The organism is Noviherbaspirillum galbum (assembly GCF_010974945.1).
Taxonomy (GTDB): domain Bacteria; phylum Pseudomonadota; class Gammaproteobacteria; order Burkholderiales; family Burkholderiaceae_D; genus Noviherbaspirillum; species Noviherbaspirillum galbum.
Genome location: NZ_JAAIVB010000036.1, coordinates 71,446 through 98,084 on the forward strand (window position 1 = coordinate 71,446; position 26,639 = coordinate 98,084).

Genomic DNA, 26,639 nt, shown 5'->3' on the forward strand with positions numbered 1-26,639 from the left:
GCGGGTCGGTGTCATTTCTTCTGCCCCTTGTTCTTGGCATCCGCGGCGGCCTTGCGCTGCGCCGCCACCTCTTCCTTGTCGAGGTAGCGGAAGGTCTTGGCGACTGCTTCCAGCATGAGGCTGCCATCCTTGTTGGTCTGGATGTTCAGGTTGTTCAGCGTGACGATGCGCGGCAGGTTGGCGACGTCGCTGGTGAAGGCGCCGATGTCATGGTAGGAACCCGACACCTTCAGGTCGATCGGCAGCTCGGCGTAGTAGTCCTTGACCAGGGACTGGCCCGGCTTGAACAGGTCGAACTGCAGGCTGCGGCCGAGGCCGGCCTGGTTGATGTCGGACAGCAGGGCATCCATTTCCGCCTTGCTCGGCAGCTGCTTCTCGAGGGTCGAGACATACTCGCCGACCTGCTCCTTCTGCTTGCGCAGGGCCGGCAGGTTCACCGCTTGCCGCAGCTTGATCTTGTATTCCTCGCGCAGCCTGACTTCCGCCTGCTGGCCGTGCTCCAGTTCTTCCATCTGGCCGTCGATGTACAGGAACCAGCCCAGCGCCGCGACCGCCGCGGCGACGCCCACCCCGCACAGGGTGCGTGGAATGACGGGCCATTGCCCGGGATGCTGGCCGTTGAGCCCGCGGAACTGGGCCGCGACGGTCTGTCCGATATTCTTGAGGTTGAAATCTGCCATGATGCTATTCCCGCTCAAAGCTTCTTCGCGGCGGAGGCCGCCGACTGGCCGGACGGCTTCGCCGCGGCATCCTTCTCGCGGCTGCGCTTGATGCCGACGTTGACGGTGAAATCGAACACGCGCTTGCTGTCGCGCCCCTGTCCGAGGGTGGTCGAGCGGATTTCGATCAGGTCGGGACGTTCCAGCCAGGCCGAATTGTTACCGACGTTGCGCAACAGTTCCGAGACGCGCTCGTTGGACTGTGCATAGCCGCTGATCACCACGCGCTGGTTTTCCTGCTTCAGGCTGCGCAGGTAGATGCCCTCGGGCACCTGGCGCACGAGCTCGTCCATCAGGTATACCGGCTGGTTGCGGTCGCTCTGGAGATCTTCCACCGCCTGCTGGCGCGCCTTCAGCGCTTCGATTTCCTGCCTGAGGTTGCCGATTTCCTTGATCTGCGCGTCGAGCTTGCCGTTTTCCGCCTTCAGGAAGTTGTTGCGCTGGTCCTGGGTGGCGATCTGCGCGGCGTACATGCCGGCCACGCCAATGACCATGCCGAGCCCGACCACGCCCGCGATGGCCAGCAGCCGGTAGAACGCCGCCTTGCGCTGCTTGCGCTTCTCCTCGCGGTGCGGCAGTAGATTGATCTTGACCATCAGTCGAACCTCCTCATGGCAAGGCCGCAGGCCACCAGGTAGCCGGGCGCCTCGCCGCGCAATTGCTTTTCACGCACGTTCGGGCCGAGCTGCATGCCTTTGAACGGGCTGGCGACCGCGGCGGAGATCTTGGTGCGTTCGGCGATCATGTCGACCAGGCCCGGGATGATGGCGCAGCCGCCGGCCAGGAAGATATGGTCGATGTGGGTATAGGGGGTGGAGGTGAAGAAGAACTGGATGGCCCGCGTGACTTCGAGGGCGGCATTGTCGAGGAAGGGTTCGAGCAGTTCGCGCTCGTAGCCTTCGGGCAGGTCGCCGGCGCGCTTCTTGGCTTCCGCCTCTTCGAAGGACATGCCGTAGGCGCGCACGATGTCCTGGGTGAGCTGGTTGCCGCCGAAGGGCTGTTCGCGCTCGTAAAGGGTCTGGCCGTCCTGCAGCACCGACACGTGGGTGACCTGGGCGCCGATCTGGAACAGGGCGACGATCTGGCCCTGCCCGCCTTTCGGCAACTGGGAAGTGAGGCGGTCCAGCGCGCTGCGCGCCGCGTACGATTCGATGTCCATGACCACCGGCTTGAGTCCGGCGGCCTCGGCGACGGCGGCGCGGTCCTCGACCTTTTCCTTGCGGGTGGCGGCGATCAGCACCTCGACGTCGTCCGGCGCGGTCTGCACCGGGCCGATCACGTCGAAGTCGAGGCTGACTTCTTCCAGCGCGAAGGGAATATACTGGTTGGCCTCGCTTTCGACCTGGACCTCGAGCTGCTCTTCGGTCAGGCCGCCGGGAAGCACGATCTTCTTGGTGATCACCGATGCCGGCGGCAGGCCGAGCGCCACGTGCCTGGCCTTGGTGCCGCTCTTCTTCCAGACGCGGCGCACCGCCTCGGACACCTGCTCGATGTTTTCGATGTTGCCGTCCACCACCGCGCCGCGCGGCAAGGGTTCCGAGGCGAAACGTTCGAGGCGGAATTCGTTCTTGCCGTTGTCCGTCAGTTCAACAAGCTTCACGCCAGACGTGCTGATATCCAATCCGATCAACGGTGGATTTTTCTTGCCAAATAACAGTCCGAGGTCGATGTCCACGGGAGGCTCTCCCAAAACGTGGTTTATTGCGTGAACGCACCACTTGTTTCTTTGTCGAAGCAGTTGCCGAGATGGGCGACAGCGCGTAAAACTCTAAAAAACTTGTTTAAAAACCTGCATTTAGGTGATAAACATCCAAGGTTACATTAAATCCTAGCAACAAGCGTTGAACAGTGTAAAGGTATTTCCTGACGTAAATTTGTAACGAGTTGCCATTTGCCCACGCGCAATGTTGTCCGTTTCCGGACAAAGCTTGAAATTCTACTAATAACGGCGGAAGTTTCCCACCGTTATAATTGCCCGGTTCTTTTTCCTTCATAGATTGCTTCACGATGGCTTCACGATCCCCCACCGGCGGCACGCCTCAAGAGGCGCCGAAACGCAAGACTTCTCTCCTGGCGCGGGTTCTGCTCGGCCTGTTCGCCGGCATGTTCGGCCTGGCGCTGGCCGCCGTCCTTATCGTGGCCTTCATGCTGGCGATGGCCTACCCGCAATTGCCGGCACTCGATTCCATCACCGACTACCGGCCCAAGATTCCGCTGCGCATTTACACCGCCGACAACGTGCTGATCGGCGAATTCGGCGAGGAAAGGCGCAACCTCGTGCACATCCAGGAAGTGCCGGACGTCATGAAGAAAGCCGTGCTGGCGATCGAGGATGACCGCTTCTACGAGCATGGCGGCGTCGATTACATCGGCATTGCCCGCGCCGCGGTGCACAACCTGACCGGCGGCGCCAAGCAGGGCGCGTCCACCATCACCCAGCAGGTGGCGCGCAACTTCTTCCTGTCGAGCGAGCAGACGCTCAAGCGCAAGCTGTATGAAGTGCTGCTGGCATGGAAGATCGAGCAGAACCTGTCGAAGGACCAGATCCTCGAGGTCTACATGAACCAGATCTACCTCGGGCAGCGGGCCTATGGCTTCGCGTCGGCCGCGCAGATCTATTTCGGCAAGCGCCTGCAGGACCTGACGGCGGCCGAGGCGGCGATGCTGGCCGGCCTGCCGAAGGCGCCGTCCGCCTACAACCCGGTTGCCAATCCCAAGCGCGCCCGCGCACGCCAGCAATACATCCTGCAGCGCATGAACAGCCTCGGCTACCTGAACGACAAGGAGTACCAGGCGGCGCGCGAGGAAATGCTGAAGGTCAAGACCAACGTCAACGAGTTCGGCGTGCATGCCGAATACGTCGCCGAAATGACCCGCCAGCTGGTGTACGAGCAGTTCAAGGACGACACTTACACCCGCGGCCTGAACGTCTACACCACCATCACCAAGGCCGACCAGGATGCGGCCTACCTCGCCCTGCGCCGCGGCGTGATGGACTACGAGAAGCGCCACGGCTACCGCGGGCCGGAAGGCTACATGGAGATCCCGGCCGCCAAGGACGAGGCCGAGGATGCGATCGAGGTCGAGCTGGCCGAGCATCCCGACAGCGACGACATCGTCGCCGCCGTGGTGCTGCAGGCCTCGCCCAAGGAAGTGAAGGCCATGCTTTCCTCGGGCGAGGAAATCACCATCACCGGGCCCGGCCTCGGCTTCGCCACCAACCTGCTGTCGGACAAGGCGCCGCCGACCAAGAAGGTAAAGCGCGGCGCGATCATCCGCGTCACGCTCGACAACAAGGCCTGGACCATCACCCAGATGCCGGAGGTCGAATCCGCCTTCGTCGCCGCCAATACCGAGGACGGCGGCATCCGCGCCCTCATCGGCGGCTTCGACTTCAACCGCAACAAGTTCAACCACGTGACCCAGGCGCTGCGCCAGCCGGGCTCGTCGTTCAAGCCCTTCATCTATTCCGCGTCGCTGGAAAAGGGCCTGTCGCCCTCGACCATCATCAACGACTCGCCGATCAGCTTCGATGCCGGCCAGACCGGCGGGCAGGCATGGGAGCCGAAGAACTACGACGGCAAGTACGAAGGCCCGATGACGATGCGCAAGGGCCTGACCAAGTCGAAGAACATGATCTCGATCCGCATCCTGCACCGCATCGGCGCCAAGTACGGCCAGGAATACGCGACCCGCTTCGGCTTCGATCCGGATAAGAACCCGCCCTACCTGACGCTCGCGCTGGGCGCCGGCGGCACCACGCCGCTGCAGCTCGCGGGCGCCTATGCGGTCTTTGCCAACGGCGGCTACAAGATCAGCCCCTACATCATCTCCAAGGTCACCGACCAGAACGGCAAGGTGCTGTCGCAGGCGGCGCCGGACAAGGCGGGCACCGACAGCACCCGGGTGATCGACGAGCGCAATGCCTTCCTCATGGACAGCATGCTCAAGGACGTGGTCAAGTACGGCACGGCCACGCGCGCGCTGGTGCTCAAGCGTCCGGACATCGCGGGCAAGACCGGCACGACCAACGATTCGGTGGATGCCTGGTTCGCCGGCTACAACCCGAAGATCGTGGGCGTGGCCTGGATAGGCTTCGACCAGCCGAAGAACCTGGGCAACAAGGAAACCGGCGGCGGCCTGGCCTTGCCGATCTGGATCGGCTACATGCAGAAGGCGCTCAAGGACGTGCCCATCGAGGAGAGGGCCGTGCCGGAAGGCGTGATATCGGTGAACGGCGACTACTACTACGCCGAAAATCCGCCGGGCACCGGGGTGCGCAGCCTGGAACCGGGCGAACAGCCGCCCGCCGAAGGGGAAAAGACGAAGGACGACGTGAAGAGCGAGATCTTCTGATCCTTCCGACGACAAAAGGCCGGAGCTTCGCCTCCGGCCTTTTTCTTTTTGGACCCGGTCTTCTCAGTCTTCGCGGATCTCCACCGGCATGCCGCCCTGCTCGCTCGCCATGCGCGACAGCGAGGCATAGAACTCGGAGCCGTCGCGGGTATTGACCCAGCGCCCGCCTTCCCGCTTGTAATGGAAACCGCCCGACTTGGCGGCGATCCACATCTCCTGCATCGGCGCCTGGCTGTTGATGATGATCTTGGTGCCGTTGTCGGCAAAGTCGACGGTCAGCACGTTGCCGCTGCGGCTGCATTCCACGTCCAGGTCGGTATCGTCGGACACCCGCTCCAGCGCGGCTTCGATGGCCGACAGCGTGCGGTCCGCCAGGGCCAGGAATTCACTTTCAGTCATGCTACACTCCGGTGAGTTTTTGATCATCCGTGATTCTAATCGTGATGCCCGCTTTTCACCTGCCGTCCCTCCGCCCTGCCCTGGTTGCCATCGCCCTTGCCTTCTCCGGCGCGGCGCTGCTGGCGGGATGCGGCCAGAAAGGCCCGCTGACCTTGCCGGCCAGGCCGGTGCCGCAGAATCCGCCGGTGCCTGCTGGATCGGCCTCGCCGGCCGCGCCTTCGGCACCCGCTGCGCCCGCCTCGATGCCAGCGCAGGACAACAAACCCGTTTCCCAATAAACCTCAGCAACGATGTCGTACTTTTCCTATCGCAACGGCGAACTCCACGCCGAAAACCTGCCGCTGTCCGCCATCGCCAAGGCCTTCGGCACGCCCACCTATGTCTACTCGCGGCAAGCGCTGGTCGACAACTTCTCCGCTTACGCGAACGCCATTCGCGGCAATGGCCGCGATGAAAAGACGGCGCTGGTGTGCTATTCGGTGAAATCCAATTCCAACCTGGCGGTGCTCAACCTGCTGCACTCGATGGGTTCCGGATTCGACATCGTGTCTGGCGGCGAACTGCTGCGCGTGATCGCGGCGGGCGGCGATCCCCGCAAGGTCATCTTTTCCGGCGTGGGCAAGAATCACGAGGAGATCCGCCTTGCCCTCGGTCATGACATCCTGTGCTTCAACGTCGAGTCCGTCGCGGAACTGCAGCGGCTCAACGAGGTGGCGGGCGAAGTCGGCAAGAAGGCGCCGATCTCGCTGCGCGTGAATCCCAACGTCGACGCCAAGACGCATCCCTACATCTCCACCGGCCTGAAGGAAAACAAGTTCGGCATCGCCTACGACGAGGCTTTCTCGGCCTACCGCGCCGCGGCCGGCATGCCGAACCTGCGCGTGGTTGGGATCGACTGCCACATCGGCTCGCAGCTGCTCGACGACGCGCCGCTGCTCGAGGCGCTCGACCGCCTCATCGACCTGGTCGACCGGCTCGAGGGCGCGGGCATCCACCTGCATCACCTCGACATCGGCGGCGGCATCGGCATCACCTACGACAAGGACAAGCCGGTGGCGATCGGCGACTATCTCGGACGCCTGTTCGCGCGCATCGATCGCTGGCGCGCGGAAAAGCACGGCGGCGCGCCGATCCAGGTGATGTTCGAGCCGGGCCGCTCCATCGTCGGCAACGCCGGCATCCTGCTGACCGAGGTGGAATACCTCAAGCACGGCGAGACCAAGAACTTCGCCATCGTCGACGCGGCCATGAACGACCTGATGCGCCCCGCGATGTACGAGGCCTTCCACGGCGTGCAGCCGGTGCGCCAGCGCGACGCCGCGGCACGCACCTATGACATCGTCGGCCCGGTCTGCGAGTCAGGCGACTGGCTGGCGCGCGAGCGCTCCCTGGCGCTCGAGCAGGGCGACCTGCTCGCCATTCTCTCGGCCGGCGCCTACGGCATGACCATGTCCTCGAACTACAACACCCGCGGCCGCGCGGCGGAAGTCATGGTCGACGGCGACAAGATGCACCTGATCCGCAAGCGGGAAGAGCCGGGCGACCTGTTCCGGCTGGAATCGCTGCTGCCGGCCTGAGACGCGGCATGACCGGCCTGCGCTTGCCGCCTGCCTTGCTGCCTGCCTGGCTGAGCGCATTGCTTCTCGTCGCAAGCCTGGGTGCGCAGGCCGCGCATCCCCTCGCGACGGAAGACCCTGACACCCAGGGCAAGGGCGGCCAGCAGATCGAACTGGCTTCAGACTGGGTACGCGACGAGAGCACGCGCAGGCACTTCGGATCCATCGAATACACTCTGGGCCTGCGCGACGACCTCGACGGCATCGTGTTGCTCCCCGTGACGGCGAGCGTGCCGCGCGGTGTCGGCGACGTGGCCCTCGGGCTGAAATGGCGCCTGGCCGAGCACCAGGGCTGGAGCGTGGCGCTCAAGCCGGAGCTGATCCTGCCGACCGGGAACGAAAACCATGGCAACGGCACCGGCCGCGCGAGCGCCGCTCTCACCGGCGTGCTGTCCCATCATGTCCCCGGCTGGACCATGCACGCCAATTTCGGCGCGAGCTATAACCGCTACAAGCTGGCGGAAGATGCCGCAGCCAACCACAGCCTGATCTGGCGCGCCTCCGCGGCGCTGTTGCATGCGGTGAACGATGGCTTGAAGGTGGCCGGCGAGTTCGGCCTGGAACGGGCCGCCGACAAATCGCAGGACAAGGCCCCCGGCTTCTTCCTGCTGGGCCTCATCTACTCCCTGCGGGAAAACCTGGACCTGGATGCCGGCATGCGCGTCAACGTCCGGTGCTCCCAGTGCAACGGAATGACGAGCCGTCAGTTCGGCGTCGGCCTGACTTCGCGCTTCTGATCGCGCGCCATGGCGGGCCTGGACCGCTGCTGCGCCACGCGCCAGTAAAGCCGCGCGCCAAGCATGAGCGCGACGATCAGGCCGAACAGGATGGGCTGCGAGAAATCATGCTTGCCCGCCTTCATCCACCAGTAATGCAGGATGCCGAGCGGCGCGATGAGGTAGATCGTGCGGTGCAGCCATTGCCAGCGCTTGCCGCCAAGCCGCCTGACCATGCCGTTGGTGCTGGTGACCGCCAGCGGAATCAGCAGCACGAAGGCGGCGAAGCCGACGGTAATGAAGGGCCGCTTGGCAACGTCCTTCAGCATTTCCGCGACGTCGAAGAAATGGTCGAACCACAGGAAGGTGGTGAAATGCAGGGCCGCGTAGAAAAAGACGAACAGGCCGAGCATGCGCCGCACCCGCACCACCCAGTTCCACGACGTCAGCCTGCGCAAAGGCGTGACGGCCAGGGTGATGCACAGGAAGTACAGGGTCCAGTCGCCGGTATTGCGCGTGATGAACTCGATGGGATTGGCGCCGAGCCGGTCGGTGAAGGCGAACAGCGCGAGGCGGCCAAACGGAATCAGCGCCGCGGCGAAGATCGCGGACTTGATGAGCGTGAGCTGCCTGGGCGTGGGATTGAACATGCCGGTGCGCCTCGCAACAGGTTCGTCAGAAATACTTCTTCAGGTCCATGCCGCTGTAGAGCGACGCCACCTCGCTGTAGCCATTGAACATCAGCGTCTTGCGCTTCTTGGCGAAAAAGCTGTCCTCGCCGATGCGGCGCTCGGAAGCCTGCGACCAGCGGGGATGGTCGACGTCGGGATTGACGTTGGAGTAAAAGCCGTATTCCTGCGGCGCGGCCAGGTTCCAGGCGGTCTTCGGCTGGTCCTTGGTGAAGCGGATCTTGACGATGGACTTGGCCGACTTGAAACCGTATTTCCACGGCAAGACCATGCGCACCGGGGCGCCGTTCTGGTTGGGCAACGTTTCGCCGTACATGCCGAAGGTCAGCAGCGCCAGCGGATGGTTGGCCTCGTCGAGGCGCAGGCCTTCGACATACGGCCATTCCAGCACGGGACTGCCGATGCCAGGCATCTGTTTCTTGTCGGCCAGGGAAATGAATTCCACGTACTTCGCGTTGCCGGTCGGCTCGACCTTGGAAATCAGGTTCGAAAACGAATAGCCGATCCAGGGAATGACCATCGACCAGCCTTCGACGCAGCGCAGGCGGTAGACGCGCTCTTCCAGGGGCGCGAGCTTCATCAGCGCATCGAGGTCGAGGGTCATGGGCTTCTTGACCTCGCCCTCGATGGCGATGGTCCAGGGACGCGGTTTCAGCGTGCCGGCGTTGTGCGCCGGGTCCGCCTTGTCGGTGCCGAATTCATAGAAATTGTTGTAGGTGGTCGCGTCCTTGATCGCCGTCGGCTTGTCCATCACGACGAAGGCCGGGTTAGGCTTGGCCGCGAGCTTGGGGCCGTTCTGGGCGAAGGCTTCGCGCATGAGCATCTCGGCGAGCGTGCCGCCGGCGATGCTGCCCAGGGCAAGCTGCTTGATGAAGCTGCGACGGGATTCGAAGACCTCGCGGGGCGTGATCTCGGAGGAAAATGGCAGGTCGATTCCGTTGGGGTTTCGCTTGATCAACATGACTGCTCCATGGTGGTTGGCGGTTGCCAGCCTTCGTCAAATTCGTCAGAAGGAATACTGGCAACCTTACACTATTTCGCAGAATCGGGACGCCCGGTTACAGAAGCGGCGTTAAAGTTGTCCGTAGGAGTGCAGACCCGACAGGAACATGTTGACGCCGAGGAAGGCGAAGGTCGTGATCAGCAGGCCGACCAGCGCCCACCAGGCCGCCATCTGTCCGCGCAGGCCCTTCATGAGTCGCATGTGGAGCCAGGCCGCATAGTTGAGCCAGACGATCAGCGCCCAGGTTTCCTTCGGGTCCCAAGACCAGTATCCGCCCCAGGCCTCGGCTGCCCAGAGCGCGCCGAGGATGGTGGCGATGGTGAAGAACGCGAAGCCGACGGCGATCGCCTTGTACATGACGTCGTCCAGCACTTCCAGCGACGGCAGGCGGTCGGCCAGGTAGCCCTTGGACTTGAGGAGGTAGGCGCTGGACACCATCGCGGCCAGCGAGAAGGTGCCGTAGCCGATGAAGTTGGCCGGCACGTGGATCTTCATCCACCAGCTCTGCAAGGCGGGCACCAGCGGCTGGATGTCGGAAGCCTCGCGGCTGATCGTGTACCACAGCAGGAAGCCGACGGCTGCGGAAATGACGACCAGCACGAAGGGGCCGAGCTGGCGCGTTTCGTAGCGTTGCTCGTAGTAAAGATAGAACAGCGCCGTGATCAGGCAGAACAGGACGAAGACTTCGTAGAGGTTGGAAATCGGAATGTGGCCGATGTCGGTGCCGACCAGGTAGGACTCATACCAGCGCACCAGCATGCCGGTGAAACCCATCACCACCGCCGACCAGCACAAGGTGCTGCCGACCGCGCCGCCGAAGCCGGAGCGCGTCACTAGGCCGCCCCAGTAGAACAGCGTGGACAGGAAGAACAGCGTGCTCATCCAGAGGATGGCCGACTGGCTGGACAATGCGTACTTGAGGAAGAATTTCTGGTTGGCGGCATCGAGCCCGCCGCCGTACATGCCGATGGCCGACAGGGCCAGCACCGCCAGCAAGGCCATCAGCCACCGCACCGGCTTCCATCGCCATCCGAGCACCGCGAAGGTCGGGGCTGACAGCACGAGAATGGCTTTCTCGTAATAATCCATGTAGGCGCCGAAGCGATTGAGGGCGAACAGGGCGCCGGCCAGCAGGGCGGCGGCGTAGAGCCAGTCGATCGCCGACAGGCGCCGGAAGAAACCGGGCGGTGGCGAGTACAAGGATTGCGGCGTTGTCTTGGCTTGCGATTGGGTGAGTTCCATACAGTCTCCGTGCGATGCCGGCGGCGGCCGGAAATGCGGGCCGCGCTTGTTCCGTCACCTATTTACGTCAGCTTATACCGATTGCGCCAGTTTGGCCTTCAGCGTGTCGAATTCGCGCTCGAAGTCGAGCGTCTTGCGCTGCGTGCTCATGGCCATGAGGGCGTGGGTCCGCCCATCGGGATCCGGGCGCAGCCAGATCCACAACCGGCGCTCGCGAATATACAGCATGGCGAACACGCCGAGCGTGAGCAGCAGGCAGCCGAGGTAGACGACGTTCTTGCCGGGCGAGCGGGTCACCTGCAGAACCGAGGCTTTGACTTCGTCGAAACCCTGCAGTTGCAGGTAGACCGGGGCGCCGTAGAAGAACGCGTCGGACATGGCATTCGCGGCAATCTGCAGGAAACGCCCATGCTTCTCGTCGGGCGTGACCGGCGGCAGCTTGTCGGCTTCGCGCGCCGCCTGCCACAGTTCCCAGAGCGCGCCGTTCAGGATTTTCATGAAGACCTCGGCCGCCTTTTCCTGCTCGGCGGCCGGCAGGCGCTCGAGGAAGTGCGACACGGCAAGATAGCCTGCATCCTTGTCGTTGCCGGCGAAGATGGCCAGTCCGCGGCTCGCCGATTCGCGCAGCTGGTCGCGCAGGCGCGGCGCATCCTCGCGGTCGCCGGCGATGGCATGCTGGGCATAGCGCTCGGCTGCCGCCGCGCGCAGCGCCGGATTGGCGATGGCGGCGCGCAGGCGCATCCATTCCTCGACGGAATCCTTGTCGTCGGCGGGAATGCGCAGGTAGCGGAACGGTTCCGCGGGCGTGTCGCGCATGCCGGTCAGGAAGACGTAGGTGCCGTCGACCATCATCGGCTGCATGTAGTTGTGATATTCCCGGGCCTGGCCGGTCTTGTCGCGCAGCTTGTACTGCACGCTCGGGCCGACGTTCTTCAGGTCCTTGCTGCTGGTGTTCTTGGTGGCCGAGCCGAGCTGCTTGTCGAGCCGCTCGTTGAAGCTCTTGCCGGTGTTCACGGCGCGCACGTCCTGGCCGTTCTGTGCCATGTTTTCCACGTTGAACGGCCGGAAGCCGGACCACTCGATGGTGTATTCGGTGCCCTGCCCCTTGCCGAACGGCGTGCTACCGCCGACCTCGCCGGACAGGGGGATGGTGTAGTTCTGCGGCCCGGACATCGGATAGCCCGTGACCTTGAGCTTGCTGCCGCCATCGTCGAAGCTCGACTGGTAGATCGCGATGCCCTTGTGGATGAGCGGCTCGTTGACCTTGATCGTTGCCGGGAAGCTCTTGCCGGTGTCGTTGTCGCGCACGATTACTTCGCTGGCGAACAGCTTAGGCATGCCGGTGGAGTAATGCTCGATGATGAATTTCTTGAGCTGGATGGTGAAGGGCAGGTCCTGCACCAGCACGCCGTCCTGCTGCTGGAGGATGGCGGTACTGCTCGATGCTCCTTCCGGAATGAAGGCATTGCCGCGGAAGCTCGGGTTGTTGACGCTGAGCCGGTGGTTGGGCGCAATGTCGGCGATGACGCCGCTGCCGTTGAAGGCCGACTTTCCGCCCAGCCAGCGCTGCAGGCGGATCGGCATGTCGGAATCGAGCAGGCCGCCGATGCAGATGATAACAATGGCGCTGTGGGCGAAGATGTAGCCCCACTTGTTCGCCGCGCCCTGCTTGGCGGTGATCAGGACTGCGCCGTCCTTGTCGACCACCTTGACCTTGTAGCCCGCGTCCGCGACACGGTCGGCAAGCGGCTGGACGCTCGCGGCGGGCATGCCGGGGGCGGACCATTCGGCCTTGTGGTGGAAATTGCGCAAGGATTGCTCGCGGACGTTCTCGCGCCAGCTCCGCATGTCCTTGATCATCTTCGGCGTGTTGCGCACGATGCACAATGAGGTGGACACCACGAGGAAGCCCATGATCAGCATGAACCACCAGGCGGAGTAGACGGCGTACAGGCCGAGCTTGTCGAATACCTCGAACCAGAAGGGTCCGAACTGGTTGACGTAGTTCGGCATCGGCTCGTTCTGCTTGAGGACGGTGCCGATGACCGACGCGACGGCGATCAGGCTGAGCAGGCTGATGGCGAAGCGCATCGACGAGACCAGTTCGACGGCGTCGGCCACCCAACGTCGTTCCGTTTTGATTTCAAGGCCGGCTGTACTCGTTTCCATCATTCTTGCTTACCTTCATCATGCCGGCGGCGGATTGCCGTGCCGGGCTTGCCATTTCTGCTTCACCACGCCGCAAAAAGAAAAGGGGGCGGCCAAAGCCACCCCCTCCATGTATTGTGCTACGCCTTGTTTTTAAAGGATTTTCCTGAATTACTTCAGGCCGGCGACGTAGTCTGCCACAGCTTGCATTTCGTCGTCGGAAAGCCGCTTGGAAATCGTGGTCATCTGGGCGCTGTTCTTGCGGCCGCCGGCACGGAAGGACGTCAACTGGGCGACGGTGTAGTCCTGATGCTGGCCGGCAAGACGTGGGAACTGGGCCGGAATGCCGTTGCCGCTGGCGCCATGGCAACCGGCGCAGGCCGGAACGTTCTTCTCGCCGATGCCGGCGCGATAGATCTTCTTGCCGAATTCGACGGTATCCTTGTTCTTCGCGGCGCCCTGCTTCGGCTCCTGCTTGTCGAGGTAGGCGGCGATGTTGCGGATGTCGTCGTCGTTGAGTGCCTTCGCAATCGCGGTCATGACCGGATTGTTGCGCTGGGGCGTCTTGAAATCGTGCAACTGCTTGGAAATGTAGGAGTCGAACTGGCCGGCAAGGCGGGGATTCTGGGCGATCGTGGAATTGCCTGCGGCGCCATGGCAAGCCACGCAGGCCGTGATGTTGCGCGACGCGTCGCCATTGGAATACAGGGCTTCGCCCTTGGCGGGGTCGGCCTTCGGTGCCGGCTTGGCATCGGAGGCATGGGCAACCTGAGTGGCCGAGGAGACGGCGAGGATCGCGACGAACATGGACTTCAACAACGGGACAAACGCACGGTTCATTCAAACACCCTGGGAATTGATTTTAAAATTCTGGCCGATTGCAATGGTCTAACGGCTTGAACGGAAAATTCGTGTCACGGTTTCCGGTCGCGCCGCGAGCGTCGCTGGCGCCTCTGCGCCGCAGCAAACCAATAACCCCTTATTGTACAATAGCTTTCAGGCATTTTCGCCTCTCCCTCGCTGCAATTTCTCCTTCTATGTCTCTACTTTGGCAAGCCCGCTTCTTCACGACCGTGAACCACCTACGCGATTTGCCAGCCTTGCAAGTCCCCGAAATCGCCTTCGCCGGACGCTCCAATGCCGGCAAGTCCACTGCCATCAACACCATCTGCAACCAGAAACGGCTGGCCTTCGCCTCGAAAACGCCGGGGCGGACGCAGCACATCAACTACTTCTCGCTCGGCGGCGCGCACGTCGCCCAGCACCGCAAGGATCCGACCATCGTCGACGAAATCCGCGCGATGCTGGTGGACCTCCCGGGATACGGCTATGCCGAAGTGCCGGGCGAGGCGAAGATCCACTGGAACCAGCTGCTGGGAAACTATGTCCAGAAACGCGAGCAGCTCGCGGCCCTCGTGCTGATCATGGATGCGCGCCGTCCGTTCACCGAACTCGACATCCAGATGCTCGAGTGGTTCGCGCCCACCGGCAAGCCGGTGCATTGCCTGCTGACCAAGGCGGACAAGCTCAACCGCAACGAGTCGACGAATGCCATGCGCCTGGCGCGCACCGTGCTGGAAAGCTACGTGGATGCCGAAGGCCAGCGCTTTCCGTTCACGGTGCAGCTGTTTTCCGCGCTCAAGCGCATCGGCATCGAGGAAGCCGACCGCAAGATAATCGAACTGCTCGGGCTGGAAGAAAACGATGCCGTGGAGGACCGGACCTGATGGCGACACGCATCGTCCGGACAAAAAAAACCCTGGAGAAAGGGGAAGATCTCCAGGGCAGTAACGCCTTATCGCTTATGCCACGATAGGCCCCGCTCAGGGAGGAGAAGCGGGAGGTGATGAACACCTGCTTCTCTGAGTCGGAGCTGGCATAAAAGTTCATGAATTTCCCGAGAATCTGACGACCTTCATCAACACTCTTTCACTCTATCAACGTCATGTCACGTCCCCTTCCCCCCCACTCCCACCACGCCGGCGGCCAGTTCCCCGGCGCACGCATGCGCCGCATGCGCCGCGATGCCTTTTCCCGCGCGATGATGCGCGAACACGTCATTACCGCTGCCGACCTGATATACCCGGTCTTCATCGTTGACGGCAAGAACCATCGCGAGCCGGTGGCGTCCATGCCCGGCGTCGAGCGTGTGTCGGTGGACCTGCTGATGCCGGTGGCGGAGGACTGCGTCACGCTGGGCATCCCGGTGCTGGCCCTGTTCCCGGTCATCAATCCCTCGCTGAAGACGCCCGACGGCATCGAAGCCATCAACCCGGACGGCCTGGTGCCGCGCGCCGTGCGCGAGCTCAAGCAGCGCTTCCCGGAGCTTGGCATCCTCACCGACGTGGCGCTTGATCCGTACACCAGCCACGGCCAGGACGGCGTGATGGATGACAGCGGCTACGTGCTCAACGACGAGACCAGCGAGATCCTCGTGCGTCAGGCGCTGGTGCAGTCGGATGCGGGCGTGGACATCGTCGCGCCCTCCGACATGATGGATGGCCGCATCGGCGCCATCCGTGCGGCGCTGGAGTCGCAGAAGCACATCCATACCCGCATCATGGCGTACTCCGCGAAATACGCCTCGGCCTTCTACGGCCCCTTCCGCGACGCGGTCGGCTCGGCCGCCAACCTCGGCAAGGGAAACAAGGCGCAGTACCAGATGGACCCGGCGAACAGCAACGAGGCCCTGCGCGAAGTGGCGCTGGACATCGCCGAGGGCGCCGACATGGTCATGGTCAAGCCCGGCATGCCCTACCTCGACATCGTGCGGCGGGTGAAGGATGAATTCCGGGTCCCCACCTTCGCCTACCAGGTGAGCGGCGAGTACGCCATGATCAAGGCCGCGGCGCAGAACGGCTGGCTCGACCACGACAAGACCATGATGGAAGCAATGCTCGCCTTCAAGCGCGCCGGCGCCGACGGCGTGCTGACCTACTTCGCCCGCGACATCGCGCGCCGACTGAAGGCCGGTTGAAGGAAAGTTGAAGTTCGGCTAATGCAAACAAGGCGGGCCGGGGGCGGTTTCCCTCGGCCAACCTGATGACACCCACTAAAATCGTCCGCCGCACGCTTCCTGGTTTGGGCTAAGATTGCCCCAAACGATGGCACAGTCTTGCCCATAATAACGCCGTCAAAGCGGAGACGACCATGCAGGAAAAAGTCATCACACTGGCCACGCCGGTGTTCTTCCTTCTCATCTTCATCGAGTTCTTCGTCGGCCTGGCGCGCCGCCGGAACAACTACCGCATCAACGACGCGATCAACAGCCTGAGCCTCGGCGTGCTGAGCCAGGTGGCGGGCGTTTTCCTGCGCGTGGTCCGCATCGGCATCTATGCCTGGCTGGTGCAGCACGTCGCAATCTTCAAGCTGCCGGCGAACAGCGTCTGGGTCTGGATCTCGGGCCTGCTGCTCTACGACCTGTGCTACTACTGGCTGCATCGCATGGGGCATGAAGTGAACGTGCTCTGGGCGGCGCACGTGGTGCACCACCAGAGCGAAGAGTACAACCTCACCACGGCGCTGCGCCAGACCAGCAGCGGCGCCATCCTCGGCTGGATTTTCTACGTGCCGATGGCGGTGCTCGGCTACCCGGTCGAAGTGTTCGCCGCGGTCGCGCTGATCGACCTGCTGTACCAGTTCTGGGTGCACACCGAGCAGGTCGGCAAGCTCGGCTGGCTGGACCGGGTGCTCGTGACGCCGTCCAACCATCGCGTGCACCACGCGGTGAACGATGTCTACCTCGACAAGAATTACGGCGGCATCCTCATCCTGTGGGACCGACTCTTCAGCACCTTCATCGAGGAAAGCGACCATGAGCCGGTGGTGTACGGCACGCGCAGCCCGCTGCGGAGCTGGAACCCGGTCTGGGCCAACCTCGAGGTGTACAAGGGGATGTGCCAGGATAGCTGGCGCGCGGCGCGCTGGCCCGACAAGCTTCGGGTCTGGATTGCCCGCCCCGGCTGGCATCCGGCCGACGTGGCGGCGAAATGGCCGGCGAAAGCCTTCGACATCACGCATGAACGCTACGACCCGAAGCTGTCGCGCGCGGAACAACTCTATAGCCTCGCGCAGTTCACCCTGATGCTACTGGTGACCACGCATTTCCTGTCGGCGGTGCTGCGCCTTCCCCTGCCCCAGCAGCTCGCCTATGCCGGCTGGATCGGCGGCGGGTTATGGATCATCGGCGGCCTGCTGGAGCGCCGGCCCGTGTATCTGGGCCTGGAGGTCTTGCGCCTGGCGGGAACGGCTGTCGGCGTGGCCGTGGCCGGCGCATGGTTCGGCGGCGTGGCCCTGCCCCTGGCGGCGCAGGTTATGATCGCGGTGTTTGCCGCGGGCTCGGTGCTGGGACTGTGGCTTGCCTACAGACCTTCCTCTGCCGCGCATGGATATCTATCAGCTCAGTAACGGACAATTCTCCCTGCTTCCCGCCGCGCCGGCGTCGCTTCCCGCCGAGGGTTTCCTCTGGCTGGACGTGACGCACGACGAAATCGCCGCCGATCCCGCCGCCTGGCGGCAGGCGGTCGAGAGCATCACCGGCACGCATGTCTACGATCCGCACCTGAGGGATGCGGTCAACCTCGCGCATCCAACCTATTTCGATTCAACGCAAGACTACGCGATGGTGGTGTTCCGCAAGCTCGCGCTCGACGGCGCCGACCAGACGCCCGAGCCCCGGCAGACCAATCGCCGCATCCCCGCCGCCCTGACCAAGCTCGCCACCCGGCCGGTCACCTTCATGATCATGGACCGCGCCCTGGTCACGGTACGGGCGGCGCAAAGCCGCACGGTGGAAACGCTGCAGGCGAAACTGCGCGAGTCGCGCGCGAGGCAACCCGGCTCGCCCGAGGAACTGATGCTGCGCCTGCTGAACGCGATGGTCGACCAGTACCTCGACCTGCGGCATCCGCTCACGGCGCAGATCGACCGCTGGCAGCGAGCGCTGCTCAGCCCGCAACATCCCTTCAACGACTGGAACGCGCTGCTCGACGCGCGCATCGAGTTGCGCAAGCTTGACCAGCTTTGCGAAGGCCAGCACGATGCGATGCAGGAATTCCGCGACCATGTGGTCGATACCATCGACCCTGCGAACCCGGCGATCAACAAGGACTTGCTGCTGGTGCGCGTGAATGACGTGATGGAGCACGTCTCGCGGGTGCTGCATCATGCCCAGCGGCTGGAAGCGACGCTGGAGTCGGCGGTGCAGATTCACTTTTCGGCGATGGCCCACCGCACCAGCGAAATCATGCGCACGCTGACCGTGATCACCGCGCTGTTCATGCCGCTCACCCTGATCACCGGCATCTTCGGCATGAACTTCAACGACATGCCGCTCCTGAAGAGCAAGGATGGCTTCTGGATCACGATGGGCGTGATGGCGGTCATCGTGGCGGCGCTGCTGTTCTTCTTCCGGCGGAAGAAGTATCTCGACGACCAGCCCTGAAAATGCAACGCCCCGCTCGAGGCGGGGCGTGGATGCCAGACGCAAGCCGTGGGGCAAGCGGCGGAGCAGGCCTTTACTTGTTCGGTTGCGGCGTGATTCGAAGGTAAGGACGCGGCGCGCTGTAGCCCTTCGGATACTTCTGCTTGATCACGTCTTCATCCTGGATGCTCAGTGGGATGATGACGTCGTCGCCGTCGCGCCAGTTGCCGGGCGTTGCCACGGTGTAGCCGTCGGTAAGCTGCAGGGCGTCGATCACGCGCAGGACTTCGTCGAAATTGCGGCCGGTGCTCATCGGGTAGGTGATCATGAGCCTGACCTTCTTCTTCGGGTCGATCACGAACAGCGAGCGCACCGTCATGGTCTCGGACTGGTTCGGGTGGATCATGTCGAACAGTTCCGCGACCTTGCGGTCGTGGTCGGCGATGATCGGGAAGCCGACAACCGTGCCCTGGGTTTCCTCGATGTCCTTGATCCAGGAAGTGTGCTTGTCGGCCGGGTCGACGGACAGGGCGATCGCCTTGACGTTGCGCTTGTCGAATTCCGGCTTGAGCTTGGCGGTCAGGCCGAGCTCCGTGGTGCAGACCGGCGTGAAGTCGGCCGGGTGGGAAAACAAGACGACCCACGAATCGCCAGCCCATTCGTGGAAGCGGATCTTGCCAATGGAGGAATCTTGTTCGAAGTCGGGTGCCGTGTCGCCTAGCCGCAGAGTCATGTTGTCCTCTCGATGGGTAATGATCGTTGTGAGAACGCTAATATAGCGCCGTCGCGCACCGGCCTCAAGGAAGTTGACGTTACTTTCTTATGCCTCACAGGCATATCGCGCGGGCAACCCAGTGTCAGCCTTTCCCTGCGGCATCGAGCGACCTCGTGAACTTGTCCGCGTTCTGGTAGCCGATGACGCGGCCACCCTGGATTTCCTTACCTTGCCTGTCGAAGAAAATGATGCCTGGCGGACCGAAGAGCTTGAAGCGGCGCAGCAACGCCTTGTCGTCTTCGTTGTTCGCCGTCACGTCCGCCTGCAGCAAGACCATGCCTGCCAACTGGCCTTGGACGCGCGGATCGCTGAACGTCAGCTTTTCCATTTCCTTGCAGGAAACACACCAGTCGGCGTAGAAGTCCAGCATCGCGGTCTTGCCATTGGTGCTGGCCAGCGCGGCATCGAGTTCCGCGACGGACTTGATGCGCTTGAACTGGACGTGCGCTCCGGCTTTTGCGCCCGTCAAGTGCGCGAGCGGCGCAAGGGCATCCCGCCCGCCCGTGGCGGCGCCCACGAGCTGCACCGCGCCCAGCAGGACGAACACCACGCCGAACGCCTTGGCGACCCATTTCCAGCGGCGGGCGAACAGCAGGTAGGCACCATAGCCGATGCCGAGCGCTGCCCAGCCGACCATCGCGATCCAGGCTGGCAGGACCGGCATGACGATCCAGATGGCGAGCCCGAGCATCAGGACGCCGAAGAAATACTTCACCGATTCCATCCAGGCGCCGGCGCGCGGCAGCAGCGTTCCGGCGGACACGCCGATGAGCATCAGCGGCACGCTCATCCCGATGGCCATCGCGAACAGGGCGCTGCCGCCGATGATGACATCCCGCGTCTGGCTGATGTAGAGCAACGCGCCGGCGAGCGGCGCGGCCACGCAGGGGCCGACGATCAGGGCGGAGATGGCTCCCATCGCGAAGACGCCGGCCATCTTTCCGGCAGCCTGGCGGTCGGACGCGCTCACGAGTTTCTGTTGCAGGGCCGCCGGCACCTGCAACTGGTAAACGCCAAACATCGACAGGGACAAGCCTGCCATCAGCAAGGCGAACGCGCCGAGCATCCAGGGGTTCTGCAGGGCCGCGGACAGGCCTTCTCCCACGAATCCGGCCGCGATGCCCAGCGCCGTGTAGACCAGGGCCATGCCCAGGGAATACGCGACGGACAGCGCGAATCCGCGCCCCCTGCGTACCTGCGTTCCCTCGCCCAGGATGATGGACGAGAGAATGGGCATCATCGGCAGCACGCAGGGCGTGAAGGACAGGCCGATGCCAAGCAGGAGGAACAACGGCAGGATGGCGGACAGCTTGCCGCTCTTGAGGGAAGCTTCGATCCGGCCCATGTCGGATTCATCCTGGATGGCGGCTTGCCGCGTGCCGCCCGTTGCCTGGGAAGCGGGCGTGTCGATGGCGGGCGAGTTGACGGATGAGTTGGCGGCGCCGGAAAGCGACATCCCGCCATTACCGGCGGCGGATCCCGACTTCAGCTGGGAAAGCAGGCCGGCGCCTCCGGTGGGCGACAGGGATGCGGTCGATTCCATCGGCGGATAGCACAAGCCTTGGTCGGCGCAGCCTTGCCCGGTCACGCGCAAGGTGAAATTGCCGCTGGCGTCGACCGGCACGGTGATGGTGACGGCCTTGCGATAGGTCTCTACGTTCTTCTGGAAAGTCTCGTCGTATTTCACCTTTCCGGGAGGAATGACCGGTTCGCCGACGGTTGCGCCGTCAGCCTTGACGGCGAAGCGCTCGCGGTACATGTAGTAGCCGTCGGCGATGGTGTAGGTGACCTCGGCGGTTTTCTGGTCCAGCATGCGCGCCGAAAACTTGAATGCCTTTTCAGGATCGAGAAAATCTTCTTCGGCGTGCGCGACGGCAGCGGCCAGCAGCAGCATCGCCACCTGGAGCAGGCGGACGAGCCGGGACGAAAAGGTGGACTTAAACATGGCTTTCCTTTGCGGTTTCCTGAACTACCCATCCAAGATAGGCAGGCAAACCGGCGGTGACTGGCATGGCGATCAGTTCGGGAACCTCGTAGGGATGCAGGGCCTGGATCGCGGCTTGCAATTCGTCGTAGCGCGCGGCGCTGGTCTTGATGAGCAGCGGGATCTCGGTTGCTTCCTCGAGCTCGCCATCCCAGCGGTACAGCGAATGAACGGCAGGCAAGATGTTGACACAAGCGGCGAGCTTTTGCTCCACGAGATGGCGGGCAATGCGCTGGGCCGTGGCCTGGTCGGGAACATTGGTGACGACCGCGAGGATCTGGTGTTCCATGGGGGATCCGGGTGGAAGATGGCGATGCGTTTACTTTAGCAAACGGCGGCGCGTCAGGAGCGTGGCGGCATAGAATCCGGCGACGCAATAGACGGCAAGAATGGCAAGATCGCGCGCCGGATGCGCCGGAACGCCGCCCAGGATGAGGGGCCGCACCAGCTGGATGGCGGCATTCAGCGGCAGCACCGAGGCAATCGCCTGCAGCCAGCCGGGAAGCTGCGCCGTCGGGTAATAGACGCCGGAAAGAAAGGTCATCGGCGTCAGGACCAGCGTGAAGTAGTAGGTGAAGAAATCGTAGCCGCGGGCGATCGCATTCACGATCAGCCCCAGGGAGGCGAACGTCATGCCGATGAAGAACAAGATGGGCGGCAACAGAAGGATGGCTGGATGCAGTCCGATGCCGAGCATGAAAATCACCAGCAGGATGGCGACGCCGGAAAACAGCGACTTGGTGGCGGCCCACAGCATTTCCGCCAGAACCACGTCGTCGAGGTCGAGTGGCGCGTTCAGCAGCGCTTCCCAGGTCCGCTGCACGTGCATGCGGGAAAAGGCCGAGTACAGCGTCTCGAACGACGCGGCCATCATGACGGACATGCAGATCGAGCCGGATGCCAGGAATTGGATGTAGGGAATGCCATCGATCTGGCGCAGCAGGCTGCCGAGGCCATACCCGAAGGCCACCAGGGTGATCAGCGGTTCGGCGATGTTGCCCAGGACGCTGGCGACGGCCAGTTTTTTCCATACGAGAAAGTTGCGTCGCCAGATCGGAAAGAAACGCCGGGAAAACCGCGGTGGGGTCGAATCGAAGGCAGCCATGTCAGTCTCGCATTTCCCGGCCGGTGAGCTTGAGGAAAAGATCCTCCAGGTTCGCCGGACGATGCAGGTAACGCACTTCGCGCGCCTGGTGCAGGCTGTCGAGCAGCGGCTTGGCATCGTTGGTGTACGCGAACACGGTCTCGCCGCTGATCTCCAGGCGGGCCGCGAGACGCCGGCCGCTGCCCTCCGCCCAGGCCATGGCATTGTCGCCATACACTTCCACGACCTCGGACTCGATGTGCCTGGCGATCAGGTCGCGCGGCGATCCTTCGGCGATCATCTTGCCGTGGTCGATGACCGCGAGGCGGTCGCACAGGCGTTCAGCCTCATCCATGAAGTGGGTGGTCAGCACGATCGTCTTGCCGGCGTTGAGCAGGCTTTTCAACCGGTCCCAGATCATGTGTCTCGCTTGGGGATCGAGGCCGGTGGTCGGCTCATCCATGAAGATCAGGTCGGGGTCGTTGACGAGCGCGCGCGCCAGCGTCAGGCGGCGCTTCATGCCACCCGACAGCTCACCGATCGGCGAATCGCCTTTTGCGGAGAGGTTTGCGAAGTCGAGCAGCATCGGGATGCGATCGCGGATCGCCTGCTCGCTCATGCCGAAATAGCGGCCGAACACGAGCAGGTTTTCCGTCACGGTAAAGTCGGGATCCAGGTTGTCCGCCTGCGGAACCACGCCAACCCGCATGCGGGCACGGCGGGCCTCTTTCGGAATGGGATGTCCAACCAACACGATGTCGCCGCCGTCCGGCGTGGTCAATCCCAGGCAAAGCCGTAAGGTCGTCGTCTTGCCTGCCCCGTTGGGACCGAGCAGGCCGTAGCATTCGCCCGCACGCAAGGTGAAGCTGATGCCGTCGACCACGGTTGCCCGCGCTTCGCCGGTCCCGTAGGTCTTCTGCAGATTCCGCACGGATAGAATGCCAGGTTCTTTCATGCCTGATTCATGCCTGCCTTTTATGCTTGCCTTATGGCTGTTGACGCTGAAGGAGAGCGTGCGCCCGAGTCGATCATGCTTCCATCTTGCCACAATCGACGGGATCGGGGATTGAGCTCGCTTTTCCGCTCGAATCTTGTTCGGGGATCTCATGCGGGCCGACTTGTTAAGTCGAAAAAAAAGCCAGGCAATTGCCTGGCTCGGGATGACGCTTTCTTGCTTATTCTGCGGTTGCGACTTCTGCTTCGTTGCTGATTTCCGGACGGTCAACCAGCTCGACGAATGCCATCGGCGCGTTGTCGCCCTGACGGAAACCCATCTTCAGGATACGCAGGTAGCCGCCATTGCGAGCGGCATAACGTGGACCCAGCTCGCCGAACAGCTTGGTGACGATTTCACGGTCACGCAGACGGCTGAATGCGAGGCGCTTGTTGGCGACGGTGTCGCTCTTGCCCAGCGTGATCATCGGTTCGACCATGCGACGCAGTTCCTTTGCTTTCGGCAGGGTGGTCTTGATGGCTTCATGACGCAGCAGGGAAACGGTCATGTTGCGCAGCATGGCGAGACGGTGGGAGGATGTACGGTTCAGCTTACGGAGGCCGTGACGATGACGCATGATGATTCCTTTCAGTTTGAGTTTGGATCCAGCTCTTCTATCGATCAGTTCAACTGAGCGCGGGCCGGTAAGGTATGTTGATAAAACGAACAACGATAGTGAAACAGCGACGGCAGCGGACTTGCTGCCGCGCAGAAGGCCGTGATTTTACACGAACTTCAGCTCCGAGCTTGGTGTTCATCCCGAAACCGGCCTGACGGTCGCTTCGGGATGAAAAGAAGCCAGGAAATTACTTCTCGAGACCGGCGGGCGGCCAGTTTTCCAGCTTCATGCCAAGCGTCAAGCCACGCGACGCAAGCACTTCCTTGATTTCGTTAAGCGACTTGCGGCCGAGATTCGGCGTCTTGAGCAGCTCGTTCTCGCTGCGCTGGATCAGGTCGCCAATGTAGTAGATGTTTTCCGCTTTGAGGCAGTTGGCCGAGCGGACGGTGAGTTCGAGGTCGTCCACCGGGCGCAGAAGGATCGGATCGACTGCCGGCGCGCGAGACGGTGCCTCGGCTGCCGCTTCGGTCCCCTCCAGCGCTGCAAACACGTTCAACTGGTCGACCAGCACGCGCGCCGATTGACGGATTGCCTCTTCCGGGGAGATCACGCCGTTCGTCTCGATGTTCATGACCAGCTTGTCCAGGTCGGTACGCTGCTCGACGCGGGCGGATTCGACGGCATAGGAAACCCGGCGAACCGGCGAGAACGACGCATCGAGAATGATGCGTCCGATGGTCTTGTTGGCGTCTTCGGACAGGCGGCGCACGTTACCGGGAACGTAACCACGGCCCTTTTCCACCTTGATCTGCATGTCCAGCTTGCCGCCAGCGGTAAGATGGGCAATCACGTGTTCCGGGTTGATCAATTCCACGTCATGGGGCAGATCGATGTCGGATGCGCTAACGGCGCCTTCACCTTCCTTCTTCAGGGTCAGCGTCACTTCGTCACGGTTGTGCAGCTTGAACACCACGCCTTTGAGGTTCAGGAGGATGTCGACCACGTCTTCCTGAACACCGTCCAGGGAGGAGTACTCGTGCACGACACCGGCAATGGTGACTTCGGTGGGCGCGTAGCCAACCATCGAAGAAAGCAGCACGCGGCGAAGCGCGTTGCCGAGCGTATGGCCGTAACCACGCTCGAACGGCTCCATGACCACTTTGGCATGTCCTGCGCCAAGTGCTTCGACTTCGATGATACGGGGCTTCAACAGGCTGTTTTGCATTTAATGTCCTTTTCAATACCCTCGGCTCGTTACACCGATAAGGCTGATGGCATTACGAAAAAACCCGCATCAGTGATGCGGGCGGGGGAACGGGAAGATTAGCGGGAATACAATTCGACGATCAACGATTCGTTGACGTCGTTGGCGATTTCGGTGCGATCCGGCAGCGCCTTGAAGGTGCCTTCCATCTTCTTCGCATCGACAGCAACCCACGACGGCATGCCGCCTTGTTCAGCCAGCGACAGCGCCTCGACGATGCGCGCCTGTTTCTTTGCCTTCTCGCGCACTGCAACGACGTCACCCGGCTTGACCTGATAGGAAGCGATGTTGACGACCTGACCGTTCACGGTCAGTGCTTTGTGGCTGACGAGTTGGCGAGCTTCTGCGCGGGTGGAACCGAAACCCATGCGATATGCCACGTTGTCGAGACGGCTCTCAAGCAGCTTCAGCAGGTTTTCGCCGGTGTTGCCCTTGCGGCGATCTGCTTCAGCGAAATAGCGGCGGAACTGACGCTCCAGGATACCGTACATGCGCTTGACCTTTTGCTTCTCACGGAGCTGGTTGCCGTAGTCGGAGGTACGGGCACCGGAGGTACGGCCATGTTGGCCAGGCTTGGAATCGAGCTTGCACTTGGAGTCGAGCGAACGGCGTGCGCTCTTCAGGAACAGGTCGGTGCCTTCACGGCGGGAAAGCTTTGCTTTGGGTCCGATATAACGTGCCACGGAAATTTCCTTTACTTGATGACGCCTCAACCAAACTAATGAAAGTTTGTAGGCGCTAGTCTGACCCGTTTGGCCAGACAGTGGGCTTAAGAACAAAACCCGCCAAGGTCATTGGCGGGTAGCTTGCTACGAGAAACGACCGCGCGCGATTAGATGCGGCGACGCTTCGGGGGACGGCAACCGTTGTGCGGAACGGGTGTTACGTCCTGGATCAGGGTGATCTTGATACCAAGGTTGTTCAGCGCACGAACGGCAGACTCACGGCCAGGGCCGGGGCCCTTGATCCGTACTTCCAGATTCTTGACGCCGCACTCTTGAGCGACACGACCAGCGGATTCCGCAGCGACCTGCGCAGCGAACGGGGTCGACTTACGGGAACCCTTGAAGCCGGCACCACCGGAAGTTGCCCAGGACAGGGCGTTACCTTGACGGTCAGTAATCGTGATGATGGTGTTGTTGAAGGAGGCATGGATATGCGCGATGCCTTCAGCAACGTTCTTTTTGACTTTCTTGCGCACGCGAGCTGCTGCGGCGTTGTTCGGGGCTTTTGCCATGATTTATCCTTGGATGCGACTACAGTTCTAATGCACTGAATTACTTCTTCAGCGAGGCTGCTGCCTTGCGCGGCCCCTTGCGCGTACGTGCATTGGTGCGGGTACGCTGTCCACGGACGGGCAAACCTTTACGGTGACGCAGTCCACGGTAAGAACCGAGGTCCATCAGACGCTTGATGCTCATCGAAACTTCACGACGCAGGTCACCCTCAACGACAAACTTGCCGATAGCGTCGCGCAGTTTTTCCAGTTCGTTATCGTCCAGATCCTTGACTTTCTTGGTGGTCGAAACCCCAGTCTGGTCGCAAATCTGCTGTGCGCGTGGACGGCCGATACCATAGATGGCAGTCAAGCCAATCACGGTGTGCTGGTGGTTGGGGATGTTGACCCCTGCAATACGTGCCATTCGTTATTCCTCGATCAATAACGTTA

The 26,639-nt window shown here is 62.5% G+C and carries 27 protein-coding genes; 8 read left to right on the forward strand and 19 right to left on the reverse strand.

The window, feature by feature from the left end; genetic code table 11:
• Positions 1 to 11: 11 nt before the first annotated feature.
• From G3574_RS10280 to G3574_RS10290, 3 genes are read right to left on the reverse strand one after another with little or no spacing between them, the layout of a single operon-like run.
• The gene (locus G3574_RS10280) at positions 12 to 680 is read right to left on the reverse strand and encodes a type IV pilus inner membrane component PilO (protein ID WP_163962710.1); all 669 of its coding nucleotides are present in this window, start codon (positions 678 to 680) and stop codon (positions 12 to 14) included.
• A gap of 14 nt (positions 681 to 694) precedes the next feature.
• Complete coding sequence (locus tag G3574_RS10285; protein ID WP_163962712.1) at positions 695 to 1,315, reverse strand: PilN domain-containing protein; 621 nt, start codon at positions 1,313 to 1,315, stop codon at positions 695 to 697.
• Complete coding sequence (locus G3574_RS10290; RefSeq protein WP_163962713.1) at positions 1,315 to 2,394, reverse strand: pilus assembly protein PilM; 1,080 nt, start codon at positions 2,392 to 2,394, stop codon at positions 1,315 to 1,317. Before G3574_RS10290 ends, G3574_RS10285 begins: the two co-directional genes overlap by 1 nt.
• A 332-nt stretch (positions 2,395 to 2,726) precedes the next feature.
• Here G3574_RS10290 and G3574_RS10295 point away from each other — a divergent pair, with 332 nt between their 5' ends.
• Positions 2,727 to 5,075 carry a penicillin-binding protein 1A gene (locus G3574_RS10295; RefSeq protein WP_163962715.1) on the forward strand — a complete coding sequence of 783 codons (2,349 nt, stop codon included), beginning with the start codon at positions 2,727 to 2,729 and terminating at the stop codon, positions 5,073 to 5,075.
• A 63-nt stretch (positions 5,076 to 5,138) separates the two neighbouring features.
• Here G3574_RS10295 and cyaY read toward each other — a convergent pair whose 3' ends face one another.
• Entirely contained in the window at positions 5,139 to 5,474 is a 336-nt protein-coding gene (gene cyaY / locus G3574_RS10300) for an iron donor protein CyaY (RefSeq protein ID WP_163962717.1), read from the reverse strand.
• 29 nt (positions 5,475 to 5,503) lie between these two features.
• Between cyaY and lptM the strand changes: the two genes are divergently transcribed.
• The 3 genes from lptM to G3574_RS10315 are packed head-to-tail and all read left to right on the forward strand — an operon-like array spanning position 5,504 to position 7,827.
• Positions 5,504 to 5,752, forward strand: a complete 249-nt coding sequence (lptM, locus tag G3574_RS10305; RefSeq protein WP_328804775.1) for an LPS translocon maturation chaperone LptM — start codon at positions 5,504 to 5,506, stop codon at positions 5,750 to 5,752.
• A gap of 12 nt (positions 5,753 to 5,764) precedes the next feature.
• A complete protein-coding gene (gene lysA / locus G3574_RS10310; RefSeq protein WP_163962718.1) occupies positions 5,765 to 7,051 on the forward strand; it encodes a diaminopimelate decarboxylase in 1,287 nt (428 codons plus the stop codon).
• A gap of 8 nt (positions 7,052 to 7,059) precedes the next feature.
• Entirely contained in the window at positions 7,060 to 7,827 is a 768-nt protein-coding gene (locus tag G3574_RS10315; protein ID WP_163962720.1) for a transporter, read from the forward strand.
• On the opposite strand, the gene G3574_RS10320 is transcribed toward G3574_RS10315, so the two are convergent.
• The 5 genes from G3574_RS10320 to G3574_RS10340 all read right to left on the reverse strand — a co-directional run bounded on the left by G3574_RS10320 (position 7,794) and on the right by G3574_RS10340 (position 13,728).
• Positions 7,794 to 8,456: a protein-methionine-sulfoxide reductase heme-binding subunit MsrQ gene (locus tag G3574_RS10320; protein ID WP_163962722.1), complete on the reverse strand. Its 663-nt coding sequence runs from the start codon at positions 8,454 to 8,456 to the stop codon at positions 7,794 to 7,796. The two genes, G3574_RS10315 and G3574_RS10320, sit on opposite strands and share 34 nt — an antisense overlap.
• Positions 8,457 to 8,481: 25 nt before the next feature.
• A complete protein-coding gene (msrP, locus tag G3574_RS10325) occupies positions 8,482 to 9,456 on the reverse strand; it encodes a protein-methionine-sulfoxide reductase catalytic subunit MsrP (RefSeq protein ID WP_163962724.1) in 975 nt (324 codons plus the stop codon).
• 111 nt (positions 9,457 to 9,567) lie between these two features.
• Positions 9,568 to 10,740: a c-type cytochrome biogenesis protein CcsB gene (gene ccsB, locus G3574_RS10330; RefSeq protein ID WP_163962726.1), complete on the reverse strand. Its 1,173-nt coding sequence runs from the start codon at positions 10,738 to 10,740 to the stop codon at positions 9,568 to 9,570.
• Positions 10,741 to 10,812: 72 nt separating this feature from the next.
• Positions 10,813 to 12,909, reverse strand: coding sequence for a cytochrome c biogenesis protein ResB (locus G3574_RS10335; RefSeq protein WP_163962728.1), 2,097 nt, complete (start codon positions 12,907 to 12,909; stop codon positions 10,813 to 10,815).
• A gap of 150 nt (positions 12,910 to 13,059) precedes the next feature.
• A complete protein-coding gene (locus G3574_RS10340) occupies positions 13,060 to 13,728 on the reverse strand; it encodes a c-type cytochrome (RefSeq protein WP_163962730.1) in 669 nt (222 codons plus the stop codon).
• Positions 13,729 to 13,925: 197 nt separating this feature from the next.
• On the opposite strand from G3574_RS10340, the gene yihA reads away from it, so the two are divergent.
• The 4 genes from yihA to G3574_RS10360 all read left to right on the forward strand — a co-directional run bounded on the left by yihA (position 13,926) and on the right by G3574_RS10360 (position 18,331).
• Positions 13,926 to 14,615: a ribosome biogenesis GTP-binding protein YihA/YsxC gene (yihA, locus tag G3574_RS10345; RefSeq protein WP_163962732.1), complete on the forward strand. Its 690-nt coding sequence runs from the start codon at positions 13,926 to 13,928 to the stop codon at positions 14,613 to 14,615.
• Between the two features lie 218 nt (positions 14,616 to 14,833).
• Positions 14,834 to 15,865: a porphobilinogen synthase gene (hemB, locus tag G3574_RS10350; RefSeq protein WP_163962733.1), complete on the forward strand. Its 1,032-nt coding sequence runs from the start codon at positions 14,834 to 14,836 to the stop codon at positions 15,863 to 15,865.
• Positions 15,866 to 16,038: 173 nt separating this feature from the next.
• Positions 16,039 to 17,295 carry a sterol desaturase family protein gene (locus G3574_RS10355; protein WP_163962735.1) on the forward strand — a complete coding sequence of 419 codons (1,257 nt, stop codon included), beginning with the start codon at positions 16,039 to 16,041 and terminating at the stop codon, positions 17,293 to 17,295.
• Complete coding sequence (locus G3574_RS10360) at positions 17,273 to 18,331, forward strand: magnesium transporter CorA family protein (RefSeq protein ID WP_163962737.1); 1,059 nt, start codon at positions 17,273 to 17,275, stop codon at positions 18,329 to 18,331. The genes G3574_RS10355 and G3574_RS10360 overlap by 23 nt, the downstream gene beginning before the upstream one ends.
• Before the next feature lie 73 nt (positions 18,332 to 18,404).
• Here the strand turns inward: G3574_RS10360 and G3574_RS10365 are convergent, their stop codons facing one another.
• The 10 genes from G3574_RS10365 to rpsM all read right to left on the reverse strand — a co-directional run bounded on the left by G3574_RS10365 (position 18,405) and on the right by rpsM (position 26,613).
• Complete coding sequence (locus G3574_RS10365) at positions 18,405 to 19,043, reverse strand: peroxiredoxin (RefSeq protein ID WP_163962739.1); 639 nt, start codon at positions 19,041 to 19,043, stop codon at positions 18,405 to 18,407.
• Positions 19,044 to 19,167: 124 nt separating this feature from the next.
• On the reverse strand, positions 19,168 to 21,030 hold the full coding sequence (dsbD, locus tag G3574_RS10370; protein ID WP_163962741.1) for a protein-disulfide reductase DsbD: 1,863 nt from the start codon (positions 21,028 to 21,030) through the stop codon (positions 19,168 to 19,170).
• Positions 21,023 to 21,358: a divalent-cation tolerance protein CutA gene (gene cutA, locus G3574_RS10375; protein WP_163962743.1), complete on the reverse strand. Its 336-nt coding sequence runs from the start codon at positions 21,356 to 21,358 to the stop codon at positions 21,023 to 21,025. The genes dsbD and cutA overlap by 8 nt, the downstream gene beginning before the upstream one ends.
• Before the next feature lie 30 nt (positions 21,359 to 21,388).
• Positions 21,389 to 22,174, reverse strand: a complete 786-nt coding sequence (locus tag G3574_RS10380; protein WP_163962744.1) for an ABC transporter permease — start codon at positions 22,172 to 22,174, stop codon at positions 21,389 to 21,391.
• Position 22,175: 1 nt separating this feature from the next.
• Positions 22,176 to 23,108, reverse strand: coding sequence for an ATP-binding cassette domain-containing protein (locus tag G3574_RS10385; protein WP_163962745.1), 933 nt, complete (start codon positions 23,106 to 23,108; stop codon positions 22,176 to 22,178).
• Positions 23,109 to 23,328: 220 nt separating this feature from the next.
• Positions 23,329 to 23,724 (reverse strand): 50S ribosomal protein L17, encoded by a 396-nt coding sequence (rplQ, locus tag G3574_RS10390; protein ID WP_163962746.1) that lies wholly within the window; start codon positions 23,722 to 23,724, stop codon positions 23,329 to 23,331.
• Positions 23,725 to 23,953: 229 nt separating this feature from the next.
• Positions 23,954 to 24,931, reverse strand: a complete 978-nt coding sequence (locus G3574_RS10395; RefSeq protein ID WP_163962747.1) for a DNA-directed RNA polymerase subunit alpha — start codon at positions 24,929 to 24,931, stop codon at positions 23,954 to 23,956.
• A gap of 98 nt (positions 24,932 to 25,029) precedes the next feature.
• The gene (rpsD, locus tag G3574_RS10400; RefSeq protein ID WP_163962748.1) at positions 25,030 to 25,653 is read right to left on the reverse strand and encodes a 30S ribosomal protein S4; all 624 of its coding nucleotides are present in this window, start codon (positions 25,651 to 25,653) and stop codon (positions 25,030 to 25,032) included.
• A gap of 149 nt (positions 25,654 to 25,802) precedes the next feature.
• Positions 25,803 to 26,207, reverse strand: a complete 405-nt coding sequence (gene rpsK / locus G3574_RS10405; RefSeq protein WP_163962749.1) for a 30S ribosomal protein S11 — start codon at positions 26,205 to 26,207, stop codon at positions 25,803 to 25,805.
• 40 nt (positions 26,208 to 26,247) lie between these two features.
• Entirely contained in the window at positions 26,248 to 26,613 is a 366-nt protein-coding gene (gene rpsM, locus G3574_RS10410; protein WP_163962751.1) for a 30S ribosomal protein S13, read from the reverse strand.
• Between the last annotated feature and the right edge of the window lie 26 nt (positions 26,614 to 26,639).